Source organism: Porphyrobacter sp. MBR-155 (assembly GCF_040547625.1).
In the GTDB taxonomy this organism is placed as follows: Bacteria; Pseudomonadota; Alphaproteobacteria; order Sphingomonadales; family Sphingomonadaceae; genus Erythrobacter.
In genome coordinates this window covers 23,840-38,830 of record NZ_JBEPQB010000008.1, presented here as the reverse complement: position 1 = coordinate 38,830, position 14,991 = coordinate 23,840, and the positions used below count along the sequence as shown (strand labels likewise).

15 protein-coding genes are annotated in these 14,991 nt (G+C 62.7%); 9 read left to right on the top strand and 6 right to left on the bottom strand.

The annotated features are described in order from the left end of the window. Nucleotides 1-39 precede the first annotated feature (39 nt). Complete coding sequence (locus tag ABIE62_RS10105) at nt 40-1,101, top strand: DUF7064 domain-containing protein (protein WP_354325709.1); 1,062 nt, start codon at nt 40-42, stop codon at nt 1,099-1,101. A 27-nt stretch (nt 1,102-1,128) separates the two neighbouring features. Here ABIE62_RS10105 and ABIE62_RS10100 read toward each other — a convergent pair whose 3' ends face one another. Then, a complete protein-coding gene (locus ABIE62_RS10100) occupies nt 1,129-2,526 on the bottom strand; it encodes an MFS transporter (RefSeq protein WP_354325707.1) in 1,398 nt (465 codons plus the stop codon). Beyond that, nucleotides 2,523-3,299, bottom strand: a complete 777-nt coding sequence (locus tag ABIE62_RS10095) for an SDR family oxidoreductase (RefSeq protein ID WP_354325706.1) — start codon at nt 3,297-3,299, stop codon at nt 2,523-2,525. The genes ABIE62_RS10100 and ABIE62_RS10095 overlap by 4 nt, the downstream gene beginning before the upstream one ends. A gap of 133 nt (nt 3,300-3,432) precedes the next feature. Here ABIE62_RS10095 and ABIE62_RS10090 point away from each other — a divergent pair, with 133 nt between their 5' ends. After that, the gene (locus ABIE62_RS10090) at nt 3,433-4,086 is read left to right on the top strand and encodes a TetR family transcriptional regulator (RefSeq protein WP_354325705.1); all 654 of its coding nucleotides are present in this window, start codon (nt 3,433-3,435) and stop codon (nt 4,084-4,086) included. Here ABIE62_RS10090 and ABIE62_RS10085 read toward each other — a convergent pair. The 4 genes from ABIE62_RS10085 to ABIE62_RS10070 all read right to left on the bottom strand — a co-directional run bounded on the left by ABIE62_RS10085 (nt 4,083) and on the right by ABIE62_RS10070 (nt 8,546). Continuing rightward, nucleotides 4,083-4,913 (bottom strand): coniferyl-alcohol dehydrogenase, encoded by an 831-nt coding sequence (locus tag ABIE62_RS10085; protein ID WP_354325703.1) that lies wholly within the window; start codon nt 4,911-4,913, stop codon nt 4,083-4,085. The genes ABIE62_RS10090 and ABIE62_RS10085 overlap by 4 nt on opposite strands. Nucleotides 4,914-5,070: 157 nt before the next feature. Then, entirely contained in the window at nt 5,071-5,859 is a 789-nt protein-coding gene (locus ABIE62_RS10080; RefSeq protein ID WP_354325701.1) for an SDR family oxidoreductase, read from the bottom strand. 6 nt (nt 5,860-5,865) lie between these two features. Further along, nucleotides 5,866-7,341: an aldehyde dehydrogenase family protein gene (locus ABIE62_RS10075; RefSeq protein WP_354325700.1), complete on the bottom strand. Its 1,476-nt coding sequence runs from the start codon at nt 7,339-7,341 to the stop codon at nt 5,866-5,868. A gap of 11 nt (nt 7,342-7,352) precedes the next feature. Next, on the bottom strand, nt 7,353-8,546 hold the full coding sequence (locus tag ABIE62_RS10070; RefSeq protein WP_354325698.1) for a cytochrome P450: 1,194 nt from the start codon (nt 8,544-8,546) through the stop codon (nt 7,353-7,355). A 54-nt stretch (nt 8,547-8,600) separates the two neighbouring features. Here ABIE62_RS10070 and ABIE62_RS10065 point away from each other — a divergent pair, with 54 nt between their 5' ends. Genes ABIE62_RS10065 through ABIE62_RS10035 form a run of 7 tightly spaced genes read left to right on the top strand, consistent with a single transcriptional unit; the run spans nt 8,601 to nt 14,927 of the window. Continuing rightward, a complete protein-coding gene (locus ABIE62_RS10065) occupies nt 8,601-9,161 on the top strand; it encodes a TetR/AcrR family transcriptional regulator (RefSeq protein ID WP_354325696.1) in 561 nt (186 codons plus the stop codon). Between the two features lie 45 nt (nt 9,162-9,206). Beyond that, a complete protein-coding gene (locus tag ABIE62_RS10060; RefSeq protein WP_354325694.1) occupies nt 9,207-9,971 on the top strand; it encodes an SDR family NAD(P)-dependent oxidoreductase in 765 nt (254 codons plus the stop codon). Next, nucleotides 9,971-11,494 carry a class I adenylate-forming enzyme family protein gene (locus ABIE62_RS10055; RefSeq protein WP_354325692.1) on the top strand — a complete coding sequence of 508 codons (1,524 nt, stop codon included), beginning with the start codon at nt 9,971-9,973 and terminating at the stop codon, nt 11,492-11,494. The genes ABIE62_RS10060 and ABIE62_RS10055 overlap by 1 nt, the downstream gene beginning before the upstream one ends. Next, complete coding sequence (locus ABIE62_RS10050) at nt 11,491-12,303, top strand: SDR family NAD(P)-dependent oxidoreductase (RefSeq protein WP_354325691.1); 813 nt, start codon at nt 11,491-11,493, stop codon at nt 12,301-12,303. Before ABIE62_RS10055 ends, ABIE62_RS10050 begins: the two co-directional genes overlap by 4 nt. Before the next feature lie 3 nt (nt 12,304-12,306). After that, nucleotides 12,307-13,095: an SDR family oxidoreductase gene (locus ABIE62_RS10045; protein ID WP_354325689.1), complete on the top strand. Its 789-nt coding sequence runs from the start codon at nt 12,307-12,309 to the stop codon at nt 13,093-13,095. 19 nt (nt 13,096-13,114) lie between these two features. After that, complete coding sequence (locus tag ABIE62_RS10040) at nt 13,115-13,909, top strand: SDR family oxidoreductase (RefSeq protein WP_354325687.1); 795 nt, start codon at nt 13,115-13,117, stop codon at nt 13,907-13,909. Between the two features lies 1 nt (nt 13,910). Next, nucleotides 13,911-14,927, top strand: a complete 1,017-nt coding sequence (locus ABIE62_RS10035; RefSeq protein ID WP_354325686.1) for a DUF2889 domain-containing protein — start codon at nt 13,911-13,913, stop codon at nt 14,925-14,927. Nucleotides 14,928-14,991 lie beyond the last annotated feature (64 nt).

Sequence of the window (14,991 nt, the reverse complement as noted above, 5' to 3'; positions counted from 1 at the left end):
GGTTTACTATTACGCCTAACGACACGCGAGAGGACGACGATGAGCAACCCGGCTGACGACCCCTATGCCTTCAAGCCCGAGGACGATTGCTATCATCCGCTGTCCGACGATCCTTATGAGACGGAGACCAATTGGTGGTCGTGGAACGTGCCGGAACGCAAGATCGGCGGCTGGATCCACACCCCCTATTACCCCAACCGCAAGACAGTGACCTGGCGGATCTTCTGCTGGGACGCGCGCGGGTTTGATCCGGCTCGGATGGTCTATTACAAGAAGGTTGAAGAAGCGCCGATGCCGGACAATCCGGACCTGCGCGACATCACCTTCCCGAACGGCGGCTACAGCCTGAAAATGCTGGAGCCGGGGATGAAATACCACCTGCAGTACGAGGACAGGGAGCGCGATTTCGCGCTGGATTTCATCCACACCGGGGCCCACCCCCCGCGCCGGTTCGAACCGGGCGAGCCGCCCTTCATCCAGACCCCGCATTATGATCAACTGGGCCACATCACCGGCACGCTGCGGCTGGACGGGGAAGACATCAAGCTGGATTGCTGGTCGGTCCGCGACCGCACCTGGGGGCCGCGCGGCGGTCCCTATGCGCAAAGCCGTAAGCAGAACTATGCAACCGATCTTGACCGGGTGAAGCACCGCGGCGGCCCGCGCTGGCGCGAGATCGAGCGCGAACGCGGCCGCGGGCGGATCCAGTACATCTTCGGCCATGCCGATGGCTGCAGCGGCTTCCTCGGCTTCGTACGCTCGCAGGATGGCACGGCCAATGGCTGGAGCCCGATGAACGGCGGTTACCTGCTGCGCGATGGGGTCTATGGCAATCTGGATTCGTCCAAGAGCCGGATGCGCACCTTCCGCGATCCGGAAACCGGCTGGTCCAGCTATATGCAGGTCGAACTGACCGACCAGCTGGGCCGGACCATGACTATCGAAGGCTTTTCGGTCAGCCGGATGAGCGAGGCGGGGTACGGCACCAACCAGCTGATGCGCTGGGACTTTGACGGCAAGATCGGTTGGGGCGAGGACCAGGATGTGTGGAACCCCAGGCACTTTACCCGGATGCTCCACGCGCTGCGGGCGACGCGTTAGAGGTCTTGATAGCGCACTGGGGCAGGATCAACCCACCCCTGCCTTCCGGCCCGGTAGCAGCGATGCCACCAACGTTGCGGCAGCAGTCAATACGACGATCATCGTGACCGCCCATTGATAAGCGTGGGGCGAGGGGTATGTTTCTGCACCCCGGCTCACGCTGTCCAAGGCCAGCACAGTGGTGACCAGCTGCGAACCCACCCCCATGAACAGGGCACGGATCACGCCCAGCATGCCGGTGACTTCGCTGGTCCGTTCGGGCGGGGCCTCAGCGGCGATGATCGTAGGGGCCACCGCAAACAGCATGGTTGTGCCAAAGGAGATGATAATCAACTCAGTTACCACGATGCCTACGCTACTGGTGTCCATTAGCACCATTGCCCAGCCGAAAGTTGTGATCAGTCCGCCCAGCACCATGGCTGTGCGACCGCCACCGCGACCGGTCAACCACCCACTGAACGGACCGGCGAGGACCGACGTGATGTTGGAGGGCAGCTTTACGAGGCCTGCTGCCGTAGCGGTCAGGCCCAGGCCAAGTCCGGTCCAGACCGGAGCCTGGACCAGCAATGAGAAGAACACCGTAATCTGCAGTGTGCCCATCGCCACTAGGACGCTCGCTGCGCAGACCACCGCAATCGAGCGGTTGGAGAGCGTGCGGACATCGATGAGCGGATTGGCACTGGTCAACGCCCGCCGCCACCACCAGATGCACAGCGCGGCTCCGCTGAGAAGCATTGATAGTGCTAGTGGATCGCTCCATCCCCAGGCCTTTCCACCGGTCAAGTAAAGAAGAACCAGCGTGATGCCTGGGGCGAACAGGATGCCCGACCACCAGTCAACCGGCGCGCGAAGCGTGGCCTGTGGCGAGCTAGGAACCAGCAAGCGGATCAGCACCAACGAAAGCAGACAGAAGGCTGCACTGGCGAGGAAAATCCCATGCCAGCTGGCGAAATCGACAATGACGCCGCCAAGGATCAAGCCTGCGGCCGTGCCGATCGAGGCGCCTGAGATCATCAGGCCGATGCCCGTGGGTACCCGTTCGGCTGGGAGGTTTTCCCGCACCAAGCCAATCACTAGCGGCAGTATCGTCGCGGTCACGCCTTGCAAAACCCGTCCCGTGAGCACTAAACCGTATTGTGAACTGGCCGCACTGAGCAGCGACCCAGCAGCGCCAATCGCCAGCACGATAAGCAGCACTTTCTGCCGTCCGTAGATATCCCCCAGCCGTCCGACCACCGCCGAAGCAGCGGCGCCAACGATCAGGAAACCGGTGACAAGCCATCCGACGGAGGCGGCATCACCGAACTCGACCACCAGCACTTTCAGCGCAGCCAGGATCATCGCACTTTCGAAGCTGCTGGTCATTTCGGCGACCCACAAAGCAGCGAGGATCGCCCCGGTGCGGCGTCGCGGATCGATGCTCACGCGGTTTGCGCCCCTTCGGGCATCCCGGCTTCGGCGGCGCGCAGTTCGATCAGGTCAACGCTGACGTCGCGCGGCAGGGCCAGGATCGCGACCAGTGCGCTGGCCATCGATTCGGGCGTGGCGGGCGTACCGCTCATCGCCGCGTGGCCGGTTTCGACGATCTTCCTGAAGAAGGCCTGACGGGTTTCCTCGGACCAGGCCTCGCCCCCCGATCCGCCGGAGACCGAGCCGGAACGCAGCACGCTGACTCGGATCCCGTCGGAACGCAACTCGGCTCGCAGGCCTTCAGACAGGGTCTCGACCGCTGCCTTGGTCGCGGCATAGAGCGCCAGCATGGGGAAGGGCATAGCCACGCTTTCGCTGGAGATCGAGACGATCTGGCCATGGGTCTGACGCAGGTGCGGGATCGCGGCGCGAATCGGCCAGGCAATACCGAGAATATTGACCTCCACGTGCTGGCGGATGATTTCGTCGCTGCCGCTTTCGAAAGCGAACGGGTGATAGATCGCGGCGTTGTTGATCAGCACGTCGATGCCCCCGAAATGCGCGGCAGCGGTTTCGACTGCGGCGGCCACGGCGACGCTGTCAGTCACGTCGCAGGGCAGGGCCAGCACCTTGTCGCCATGTTCGCCGGTCAGCGAATCGAGCTCTGCCGAGGGGCGCGCCAGCGCTGCGACGCGGGCGCCTGCCGCGACCAGCGCGGCGACGAAATGCCGTCCCATGCCCTTCGATGCCCCGGTGACGATGGCGACCTTTCCGGCCAACTGTTCCATTCCCGCTCTCCCATTTCCGGCGACCTTGGCTTTGCCGTCTGAACCGTGCTATTGACGATACGTCAATTTCTTGCGCTGAGGCAAGCAATCGTCGAAAGGGGCGGCGATTGGACGGGATCGGGGATCATTTGCGATGCCAAAGGCAGCCAGCGTGGTGGCAAGCTACAACCATTACGGGCAGAAGATCGGTTCCAAGGGTGAGCGGACCCGCCGCGCGCTGATCGAAGCGACGGTCGATCTGCTGCAAAGCCAGGGGCTGCGCGATGTCTCAGTGGTTGATGTCGCGCGGGTAGCGCGGATATCGCCAGCGACGTTCTACGTCTATTTCCGCGGCGTGCCCGATGTGGTGCTGGCTGCCCTGCAGGACGCTTCGCAAACCAGCGCTGAGTTGGAAGACCTGATCAGTCGGGACTGGCAGGCCCCCGGTGCAAGCGAAGCTGCGGCGCGGTTCGTCGATGCCTATACGCGGCTATGGAATGCGAATGGCACGATCTTTCGGGTCCGCAACCTAGCGGCGGAGGAGGGCGATACCCGGTTTTATCAGGCGCGGATGCAGGCAGCGGGGCCGATGATGGTGGGCATTTCCAATGCAGTGGCCCGTGCCCAGACGGCCGGACGGTTGCCGACCTCGCTTTCGGTTCGGGCCTGTGCGGGGACGATTCTGATGATGCTGGAACGCCTTGCTGCCGTCGGCCCGCTGACTCAGGAAGCCGACGGGCTCAGCTATGCCGCGTTAAAGGACGCGGCGGCGCATACACTGTTGGGAATGGTCGGCGGGTTGGATTAACCGCCTGCCGCTTCGGCAATCATCTGCTGGATGTTGAGTACCCCGGTTGCGAGGCCGCCTGCAAGGCCAGCATCGACTGGCAGGCACACGCCCGAGATGAAGCTGGCCGCGTCGCTGTTCAACAGGATCAGGGGCAGCGCCTGTTCTTCCGGGGTGGAGAAGCGGCCCTTCGCCTTGGCAAAGGCGTTCAGCACAGCATCGCCCGCCACCTTGCGGAAATCGCTCAGCATTGGCGTGTCGATCGGGCTGGGCATGGTGCAGTTGATGCGGATGTCGCGCTCCATCAGCGCGGGTGCGCTTTTCTGGGTCCAGGTGTTTACCGCTTCCTTGGACAGCGCGTAGGGATCGCCGACCCGCTCGGTATTGGCCAGGTACCAGGCCCGGCCCGAGGCGATATCGGCATTACCCATGAATTCGGCGAGCAACGGCTGACGGGCAAGGTAGTTCATGCCGCCCAGAGAGGAAACCGTCACAATCGCGGCGCCTGCGCGGATATGCGGCATCCAGGCATTGGTCCATTCCCGGATGCCCAGGAAGTTGACCGTTACCACGTCTTCGCCCGGAAAGGTCTGTGGCAGGCCCGAGATGTTGAACAACGCGTCAATCTCTCCACCGATGCTGGCGACACCGGCTGCGATAGAGGCGGGGTCCTTCAGGTCGACCGTGGTGAAAGAGGCGAGACCTGCAACTGGCGAAGGCCGGATGTCGGCTCCGTGCACTTCGGCTCCTAGCGCCACCAACGCCCGCGCAGTTGCCTCGCCGGTGCCAGAAAAGCAACCCATCACCACCACCCGCTTGTCGCGGTAACCCAGAATATCTGTGTTCATTGCTCTCTCTCTTCTTCCACCACCATCCTGCTAGCCATTCAACGGAATGCCCACAATCGAAAATTGACAAACCATCAGTTCGGCTTGAGGCTGGTGGACATCTTGGCCAGTCTGATTTTAGAGGCGAACACTTCCTCGGGAAGTCCAAACCGTTAACTTAACCTCGCATTACCCAGCCGCCGTCGACGTTGAGCACCTGGCCCGTTATCCACCGGCCAGCCTCGCTCACCAAAAGCAGCAGCGCGCCGCACAACGCGTCGGGTGTGTCGCGCAATTGGATCGGAGTGCGGCTGGCAATGGCCTGGACAAGTGGGCTGTCTTCGGGCGTTAGCGCGAGGCCGGCGTCAGTCTTGGTCATGCCCGGCCCTATCGCGTTGACGCGGATGTTCTGTTTGCCGAGTTCGGTCGCCAGTGTGGTGGTCGCGCCGTGCAACGCGATCTTGGTTACCCCGTAATACGATTGTGCCGGGTATGCCCCGGCCGAGACCTGGTTGACGATCGCACCGCCGCCCCGTTCGGTCATATAGGGTGCTACTACCTGCGAACAGTTGATCGCGCCCCATACATTCACCGCCATACCCTTGTCGAACCGGGCGCGGTCGGTTTGCATCAGCGGTTTGTCGACGATCTCTATCATCAGTGCGGCGTTATTGACCAGGATGTCGATCCCGCCGAATGCGGCCTCGGCTGCTGCTGCCATCGCCTCGACCGATCCGGTATCGGTGATATCGACCTGCACAGCTATCGCCTTGCCGCCAAAGTCGGCGATCTCGTCCGCCACCTTCTGCGCTCCTTCACCGTTGAGGTCGGCCACGACTACACTGGCCCCCGCGTTGGCCAGTGCGATGGCATAGGCCCGCCCGATCGAATTGCCGCGACCACCCGCGCCAGTGACGATCGCGACCTTGCCGTCGAGACGGAAGCTGTTGAGGTTGAAATCAGCCATGGTCGATTATCCTTGCTTGGGGAAGATCGGCGCGCCGACGCCGATGGTTACAGTCTTGTAGTGCAGGAATTCGTCGATCCCGGCCTTGCCACCTTCCTTACCGAAGCCGGAAATGCCGACTCCGCCGAAGGGTGTATGCGAATTGATCTGAAGCCCTCCGTTGACATAGACACCGCCAGCATTGAGCTGTTCGGCCAGGCGGTGAACCCGCTGGAGGTCGTTCGACTGAATATATGAAGCGAGCCCATATTCGCTGTTATTGGCTATCGCTACTGCTTCGTCCTCGGTATGGAACTTCATGATTGCCACAGCCGGGCCGAATATCTCCACCTGAGCAATTTCGTGGTCTGGATCCACATCGATCATGATCGTCGGCTCGATGAAGTTGCCCCTGGCAAGCTCGCCGCCGGCGCGCTTCCCGCCCAGCAGGAACTTGCAGGCGTTGTCGGCTGCCGCGCGGTCGAACATGCCAGTGATGCGTTCGACAGCGGCGGCGCTGATCACAGGGCCAACCATCACCCCCGGCTCCATCGGGTCGCCAACCTTGAACAGCTTGGTGATCTCGACCATCTTGGCGACGAACTCGTCATAAATGTCGGCGTGGACGATCTGGCGGGTAGGGAGGGCACATCCCTGACCCGCAAGGATGCCGATGGTCCAGAACACGGCACGTTCGGCGGCGGCATCCAAGTCGCAGTCCGGAAACACTAGGCTGGCCGACTTGCCGCCCAGTTCCATCACGCTCGGCTTGATCTGCTCGGCTGCTGCCTCGAGAATCTTGCGCGCCGTGATCGGCCCGCCGGTAAAGCTGATCTTCCGCACCCGCGGATGCCGAACGATTGCCTCGCCCGCTTCGCCGGTTCCAGGCAGGATGGAGAGCACCCCATCGGGAATGCCCGCCTCCTTTGCACACTGGGCAAACAGCTCAGGAGCGAAGGGGGTGATTTCGGCAGGTTTGAGGATGACACAGTTACCAGCGGCCAACGCAGGCGAGACCTTCATCCCGATGCCGATCAGCGGACCGTTCCAGGTGTTGATGACGCCGACAATTCCAATCGGTTCGGGCACCGAGTAGGAGAACTCGCCCCGAGTGTCGAAAGTGCTCATCAGGTCGCCGGTCAACTTATCGCACCAGCCAGCGTAGTACCGCGTCCAGCTGGCCGCGGTTTCAACCCCGCGCTCACCCTGCGTCAGCGGGGTGCCACCATCCAGCGCCGCCATTTCCGCGAACTGTCGCTGATTGTCGATCAGCAGATCGGCCAGCCGGGTCAGGATTCTGCCGCGTTCCTGCGGATCGGTCCGGCGCCACCCTTCGCGGGCGGCTTCGGCCTTGGCTACGGCAGCCTCGACTTCGGCCGGGCCGGCCAGCGGCACTTCGGCCAGGGCTTCGCCGCTGACTGGATGGATGTGGGTGCGGCTACCACCGGATCCGGTGGTCCGCTTTTCGTGGCCGATGTGGAGGTGGACAGTGGGGGTGGTCATCGATTGCTCCTTCAGGAATCCCATTCAAGGTGAAGCGCTTCAAGCGCCTGGACCGACCCGCCGCGGAAGTGCAGCTGCTGCCCCTCCTGCATCCGGAAATGTCCGATTCTCTTCGCCCAGGTTTCATAGAACACGGCCATTTCCAGGCGCGCGAGGTGAATGCCAAGGCAGGTGTGGATGCCGGAACCGAACCCGGCGTGGCGGCAGTGCGGGCGGTCCAGCCGCACTTCGGCGGGACAGCTGGTCAACTTTTCGTCCCAGCCGACCACGTGCAGCGGGACCAGCACCGAATCCCCGGCGTAAACTTTCACCCCGGCAATCTCGGTATCCTGAGTGATGTAGCGGGGGGTGGACACGAAAGTATAGCGGCGCATCAGTTCTTCGACGATGGCGGGAATCGCGGCGTGATCCTCGATCATCCGGGTGCGCAGCGCATCGTCGTTCGCCAGGTGGCGCATCCCGAAGGTGAGGGCGTTTACCACGGTGTCCAGCCCGGCGAGGAACATCAGGAACCCGATCGAGATCAACTCGTCCTGTCCCAGCTTGCGGCCTTCGAAATCGACATGGACCAGCGTGGAGATCAGGTCGTCCTTCGGCTCAAGGCGGCGCGCTTCGATCAGCTGGGTCAGCGTGCCCAGGATCTGCATGGTCAGTTCCAGGCGGCGCTGTTCATCGACTTGCGCATCGAAATATTCGACCACGGTGGCCCGGAAAAAATCGAACTGATCCAGCGGGAAGCCGAACATTTCCATGAAGACCGAAACCGGGAAGCGCGATCCTAGCGCGTCGACGAATTCGCATTCGCCCTTGTCTGCCACAGCGTCGATCAGCCGTTCGGCCCATTCGCGGATCCGCGGTTCCAAGAGCTCGATCGCCTTGCTTTCAAAAAAGGGGCGCAGCAGTTGGCGATAAGGGCGGTGCTCTGGCGGATCGAGCGATTCCGGGATCATCTTCGGCTGGGCCTGGTTGGGCGGGATCGACAGGAACTTGCTGGAAAAACGGTCCGGATGGCGCAGCACCTCGATTGCGGCATCGCTGCTGGTCACGATCCAGTGGCCGCCGTGTGCTGATGTCCAGAACACTGGTGGGGCGTTCTGCTTCAGGTTCCAATAGGCGGCATGGACATCCTCCGCCAGCGCCGGATCGGCGACATAGTCGAACTCGTAGACCGGCTCACGAATCGGCCCGTTAGCAGTTTCTCCCATCGACTCATTCTCCTTGCTTGCGCTTATGTAAACCGTGGTATACTTACTATGTCAATGACTGAATCCGACATCCGCCCCCAGCGCAATGCGGAGCGCACCCGTGCCGCAATCCTTCACGCGGCCCAGCAGGCGTTTTCCACCAAGGGGTACACTGACACCGGCGTTCGCGAGATTACCGCCGCTGCCGGGGTCAATCCGGCGCTGGTCAGCCGCTACTTCGGATCGAAGGAAAAGCTCTACGAAGCGGCCCTGTCGCACCTGCTGGATACCGATCTCGTGTTGCGGATGCCTAAGGAGCGGTTTGGCGAGGCAGTGATTGCGATGTTGCTCGCTTCCGCTCCGCAACAACGCAATCCGTTGCCAATGATGCTGCTGGCGAGCGCCGATCCTGTTGCCCGTGAGATCACCGAGCGGTTGTTGACCAGGCTATTCCTTGAGCCGTTGGCTCGTTGGTTTGGCCCTGATCGCGGTGCCGACAAGGCAGCGTGCTTTGCATTGATGGCCTCGGGTCTGACGCTCTACCGGCAGGTCTACGTCTTGTCGGCACTGAAGGAAGGCCTGTCATCCGAGAGCTGTGCATGGCTGGCGCGGGCCTTCCAATCGTTGATCGATTGATAAAGAGTTATTGCACTAAGTGAGATATGTCGGCACAATCAGGGCATGGGATGCTTCGTAGGAAAAACCGCGCTGGTCACAGGCGGGTCGAGGGGAATAGGCGCTGCCATCGTGCGGCGGCTGGCTGCTGAGGGGGCGGAGGTTGCCTTCGCTTATCGCGGCGCGACGGAGGCCGCCTACTCGCTGGAGGCCGAAGTGGCCGCTGCTGGCGGCAAGGCAATTGCGATTCAGGCCGACGTTTCCGATCTTGCTGGGATCGTCACGCTGTTTGACGCCTGCGACTCGGGGTTCGGGTCGGCCCCCAATCTCGATATCTTGGTCAACAACGCCGGGATCGGCAGCGATGGACAGGACGCCAGCCTCAAGAGTGGATCGGCGGAACTGTTCGACCGGATGATGGCAGTCAATGCACGCGGTCCGTATTTAGTCACCCAAGCGGCGTTGCCGCGGCTTCGCGATCACGGTCGCGTGGTCAACATCGGCTCGATTTCGGGCAAGGTGGCTCAACCGTTTGCAGCCGGATACGCGATGACCAAGCGGGCACTGCAGAGCCTGACCTTTTCAACTGCGACCGAAGTGGCGAAGCGCGGGATCACCTGTAATCTCATCGCGCCCGGTGCAGTGGCGACCGATTTCATCTCCAAGCTGCGCGAACGGCCCGGTTTTGATGAAGGCAATGCCCGGGCTACTCCGATGGGCCGGATGGGCCAGCCAGACGATATCGCGGGGGCGGTGCTAATGCTGTGCCGTGAGGAAGCCTGCTGGGTCACGGGTAACGTGATAGAGGTGGCCGGAGGCTTGGCGATCTGATGTCGCTGATTACCGCCAAGCTGCGCGCGATCATGTCGCTCGATCCGGCGCGGCCTGAGATAGATTTTGAAGGGCGCGACTTTACGTGGGGCGATCTGGCGCGGGTGGTGCAGGAGATCGAGGAACTGCTCAATGCACTGGGCTTGCCTCCCAATGCTCGCGTCGGTGTGATGCTGCGCAACCGGCCCGGACATGTCGCCGCAATCCTAGCGGTCCTGTCAGGTGACCGCTGCCTCGTTTCGATCAATCCGATCCTGCCCGACGATAAGCTATTTGCTGACCTTGCTGACCTAAGCCTGCCGGTGGTGATCACGGACGAGGACGACGCGAAACGACCCGGTCTCGCCGATTGTCTCGCCGTTACCGGCACCGCGCTGATTGCTATCGATTCACAGATGGGAGGGGTCCGGCAGGCTATTCCCGCCGCCGCAAGCGGCACTGATGTTGCTACCTCACCGGGGGTGGCGATCGAAATGTTGACCAGCGGCACCACCGGCGCGCCCAAGCGTGTTCCGCTGACACGAACCGCGTTCGAGGCTAGTTTTTCGGGTTTTACGAAGTATGAGCGCGGGCGCGAGTTTACCGATCTGCCGCAGCTGCGTTCAGGGGTGAGCATGGTCAACAACCCCCTGACCCACATCGGCGGGATCTACGGGTGCATCGGCGCGCTGATGGCGGGCCGTAAGATATGTCTGCTGGAAAAGTTCACGGTTGAAGGCTGGGTCGCGGCTATACGACGCAACCGACCAAAAGTAGCGGGTGCAGTGCCTTCGGGGCTCAGGATGCTGCTGGAGGCCGATGTCGATCCGGAGGACCTTTCCAGCCTCACCGCCCTTATCAGCGGTACGGCCCCGATCACCCCCGAACTGGTCGAAGCGGTTCTGGAGCGATACGGTATTCCGGTTCTAGCCAACTATGGAGCGACCGAATTCGCGGGCGCGATTGCAGGTTGGTCGCTGGACGATTTCAAGGCGCATTGGCAAGCCAAGCGCGGTGCGGCCGGAAAGGTTCATGCCAATGTTGCGGCGCGGGTCGTTAATCCCGAGACGGGCGCGGATCTCCCGCATGGCACAGAGGGCCTGCTTGAGCTCAGGGGTGACCAGCTCGGCCCCGCGCACCGGATCGAAGGTGGGGCGTGGCTGCGCACCACAGACCGAGCCGTTCTCGACGCCGATGGCTTCCTGTTTATCAAGGGGCGGGCCGACAACGCCATCATTCGTGGCGGATTCAAGGTCCATCCCGACGACGTGGTCAAGGCTCTACACCAGCATTCGTCAGTGCGTGAAGCCGCTGTGATCGGCGTGCCGGACGAGCGGCTTGGCGCGGTGCCTGCGGCGGCTGTGATTCTGAAGGACGGGGCCGAGGTGCCCGATCTCGACGATTTCAAGGCGTTCTTGAAGGCGCGGCTTATCCCCTATCAGGTTCCAGTCCACTTCCGCTTCGTCGCGGATTTCCCGCGCACCCCATCGATGAAGCCATCGGCCCCCGGCTTGCGGGCGCTGTTCGAGGAGCAGGCGGCATGAGCGAATTTGCGGGCAGGCGCGTGATCGTGACCGGCGCCGGGCGCGGGCTGGGGCGCGGCATTGCCGAGGCTTTTGCAGCAGCAGGCGCGAAAGTGATGATCGGCGCGCGGACGATGTCCTATGCCGAAGAAGCGCTGGCCGCGATCCTGGATGCGGGCGGCATCGCCGAAGTGTTCCAGCTGGATGTGAAGGACCATGCGCAGTGCGACGCGCTGGTCGCGGCGACCGTGGCGGAGTTTGGCGGGGTGGACGTTATCGTCCACTGTGCGGCGGATATTCCCCACGGCGGGCTGGGCCATGTCAGCGACGATGCAATGGAAGCCGGGTTCGCCAGCATTGCCAAGGCAGCCTGGTGGCTGCTTCAGGCAGGGCGTTCGCATCTGGCGAAGGCGCCGGGCGGCGGGCGGTTCATTGCGATCGGATCGGTCAACGGGACGTTCTCGGTCGTGCCGAACATGACCGCTTACGGCATGGCCAAGGCCGCGCTCGATGCGTTCGTGCGCGGCGCGGCCTGCGATGTGGTGGGCGAGGGGATCACGGTCAACGCGGTCAATCCCGGCCTAGTCGCCAGCGCACGGGCGCGGGCCGTGCTGGGCGATGACGGGCTGGAGGCATACGGCGCGACTGTGCCGGTGGGCCGCGCGGGGACCCCGGCGGACATTGCGAGGGCCTGCCTTTTCCTGGCCTCACCGGCGGCGGATTACATCACCGGCACCACGATCAAGCTGGACGGCGGATCTACCATCGCGCCCGCCCGTGGCCGCAATGAACTGCTCCAGCAGCGGCTTAAGGCGCAGCAGGAGCATTAGGGCATGGACCTTGGCATCGCGGGCAAAGTGGCGCTGGTAACCGGCGGTTCGCAAGGGATTGGCCTTGGATGCGCGCAGCGCTTTGCGGCAGAGGGCTGCAAGGTGATGATCGCGGCGCGCACCCAGACGAACATCGATCTGGCCGTGGCCGGAATCGGCCATGGCTGCGTTGGCGTTTCGGCCGATTGCACCACGCAGGACGGGATCGCCCGCGCGGTGCAGGCCTGCGTCGATGCCTTTGGCGCTGCGCCGGATATCGCCATCTTCAACGTCGATTCCGGCCCCAAGGGCGCGTTTCTGGACGTGGATGACGAGACATTCGCGGCGGCGAATACCAACAACATCATGGCGTTCCGCTGGCTGGTGCAGGCAGTGTTTCCGCACATGCGCGTTGCGGGCTGGGGCCGCATCCTGACCATCGGCACCAATTCGGTGAAGCAGCCGCACCGCAAGCTGCCGCGCGCCGCGCAGAACACTTATCGCGTCGGCGCACTGGCGCTGTCAAAGACGCTGTCGGCAGAGCTTGGCCCATACGGGATCACAGTCAACACGCTGGGCACCGGAGCCATCGCCACTCCGCAGTTTCGGCAGGTGTTTACGAAAATCGCGGCTGACAACGGCCAGTCTTACAACCAGCACATCGCCGAGCGCGTAGCCGAATGGCCCGTGCAGCGGATGGGCACGCCAGAGGACATGGCCGATGCGGCTGCATTCCTGTGTTCGGCCCGCGCCGGTTACATCACCGGACAAGTGCTGGTGGTGGACGGCGGTAATATTGAATCACTGCAATGAACCTGAACAGGAGCAACCTATGAAGATTGACAACACCACCGCCGCTGTTGTGACGGGCGGGGCATCCGGCCTAGGCCGCGCGAGCGCCGAAGCGCTGGCTGCGCACGGCGTGAAAGTCGCCATTTTTGACGTCAATGAGGAAGGCGGCGAAGAAGTCGCCAAGGCGATTGGCGGCGTGTTCTGCAAGGTCGACATCACGTCCGAGGAAAGCGTCGCCGCCGGGTATGAAAAGGCCCGCGCCGCCCATGGCCAGGAACGGATCGTGGTGCACTGCGCCGTGGTCACCGGCGGCGGCAAGACCATCTCGTTCGACAAGACCACTGGCAGTTACAAGCGCAACCCGACTGAGATGATCGAGCGTTCGGCCGAAGGCATCTTCACCGCGTCGTATCGCATCGCCAGCCACGCGGCGCTGGGTATGGCCAATGTCGATCCACTGAACGAGGACGGCGAACGCGGCTGCATCATCATGACGTCGTCGGCGGCATCGCAGGACGGCCAGGTCGGCCAGGTCGCCTATGGTGGCGGCAAGGGTGCCGTAAATGCGATGGTCCTGCCGATGGCCCGCGACTTGATGGACGTCGGTATCCGGGTCAACGCGATCCTGCCGGGCATATTTGCTACTCCACCAATGCTCGGCGTGAAGGATAAGGCTCCAGCGATCTTTGCCGGACTGGAAGCGTCGGTGCCGTTCCCTAAACGCCTCGGCAACCCGGCCGAATTCGGAAGTCTGGTGGTGGAGCTTGCGCGCAACACCTATTTCAACGGCCAATGCATTCGCCTCGACGGCGCAATCCGCATGCCGCCGAAATAACATGAGCACCCAAAATCCCCCACAGCAGTTCGCGTTTGCTCGCCAGAGCGCGGGGCATGCGCCGTTGCGTCGGCCCGGCTCGATCCGACGCACAACCTCTATCGATTCGGATTGGCCGGAAGGCTTTGGCGAACCCTGGGACATGGTGGGGCGCGCCCGCGATCTGCTCACGCCGGTCGACGGGGGCGAGCCCCAAGTGCTGGCAACAGGCGGCTTCCAGATCACCTGTTCGCCACTGCGAGAGATCCTGAAGGTTGCCGTGGCCCCTGATCACCCAGCTGCCGGGCAGCTGGTCGGGGTGAGAGCAGGGGGTGCTAGCCGCCATGCTCTTGCATCCATCATGGGAGATATCCAGGGCACTCCGACCTTCCAGCTGCTGGATGACTATGCTGGTGCCAGCCTGGTGGCGGGTTGGATATGGTCCCAATGGCGCAGTGACTGGGCTACCGGTCCACAACGCGCAACGCAGAAGTCGACCGCTGGCCGCAATGGCCGGATGGACGACATCTGCACCGGGTTTGCCGTTGGTTCGAGCGCGTTCAAGTCCGATGGATCTCCGGACAACACCAATCAGTCCTTTACCGAAGTCGGACCTCTGGAAAATCCCGACGACCCGATCGGCTGGCATCCCATGCCGTTCCAACAGGGGCCACAGAAGCGGCGCGCCCGGAGGATCGACCTCTGGCGGGCCGAGGGTGTGATAATGGTCGATGCCGGGTTTCAGGACAGCGGGAGCAATCCGGCAGGGGGGCGGACGGCAATTCACGAATATCGCGTCCATGCCGAGATCGATGCAGAGAGCGGAGTCCTCCTCGCTTTGCAGGCACTGCCACTGATTCTGCCGTTTCGTGAATGTCCAGGAGCTTCGGTCAAGGCGACCCGTCTGATCGGCAAGCCGGTAGCCGAGTTCCGCCCGCTGGTGCTAGAAACTCTACCTTCAACAATGGGTTGCACCCACCTCAACGATGTTCTGCGTGCGCTTGCCGACATACCGAGCTTGGCCCGATTGTTACCATAAGGGCACAACTGACGAACAACTACAATTGAAGCTTGTTCACCTAAGTGCACCTAGTTATATATGT

What these genes read in the sequence shown, in the direction of transcription:
- ABIE62_RS10105 (WP_354325709.1), top strand. Translation starts at nt 40, where the DNA reads ATGAGCAACCCGGCTGACGACCCCTATGCCTTCAAGCCCGAGGACGAT.
- ABIE62_RS10095 (WP_354325706.1), bottom strand. Translation starts at nt 3,299, where the DNA reads ATGGAACAGTTGGCCGGAAAGGTCGCCATCGTCACCGGGGCATCGAAG.
- ABIE62_RS10090 (WP_354325705.1), top strand. Translation starts at nt 3,433, where the DNA reads ATGCCAAAGGCAGCCAGCGTGGTGGCAAGCTACAACCATTACGGGCAG.
- ABIE62_RS10085 (WP_354325703.1), bottom strand. Translation starts at nt 4,913, where the DNA reads ATGAACACAGATATTCTGGGTTACCGCGACAAGCGGGTGGTGGTGATG.
- ABIE62_RS10080 (WP_354325701.1), bottom strand. Translation starts at nt 5,859, where the DNA reads ATGGCTGATTTCAACCTCAACAGCTTCCGTCTCGACGGCAAGGTCGCG.
- ABIE62_RS10075 (WP_354325700.1), bottom strand. Translation starts at nt 7,341, where the DNA reads ATGACCACCCCCACTGTCCACCTCCACATCGGCCACGAAAAGCGGACC.
- ABIE62_RS10070 (WP_354325698.1), bottom strand. Translation starts at nt 8,546, where the DNA reads ATGGGAGAAACTGCTAACGGGCCGATTCGTGAGCCGGTCTACGAGTTC.
- ABIE62_RS10065 (WP_354325696.1), top strand. Translation starts at nt 8,601, where the DNA reads ATGACTGAATCCGACATCCGCCCCCAGCGCAATGCGGAGCGCACCCGT.
- ABIE62_RS10060 (WP_354325694.1), top strand. Translation starts at nt 9,207, where the DNA reads ATGGGATGCTTCGTAGGAAAAACCGCGCTGGTCACAGGCGGGTCGAGG.
- ABIE62_RS10055 (WP_354325692.1), top strand. Translation starts at nt 9,971, where the DNA reads ATGTCGCTGATTACCGCCAAGCTGCGCGCGATCATGTCGCTCGATCCG.
- ABIE62_RS10050 (WP_354325691.1), top strand. Translation starts at nt 11,491, where the DNA reads ATGAGCGAATTTGCGGGCAGGCGCGTGATCGTGACCGGCGCCGGGCGC.
- ABIE62_RS10045 (WP_354325689.1), top strand. Translation starts at nt 12,307, where the DNA reads ATGGACCTTGGCATCGCGGGCAAAGTGGCGCTGGTAACCGGCGGTTCG.
- ABIE62_RS10040 (WP_354325687.1), top strand. Translation starts at nt 13,115, where the DNA reads ATGAAGATTGACAACACCACCGCCGCTGTTGTGACGGGCGGGGCATCC.
- ABIE62_RS10035 (WP_354325686.1), top strand. Translation starts at nt 13,911, where the DNA reads ATGAGCACCCAAAATCCCCCACAGCAGTTCGCGTTTGCTCGCCAGAGC.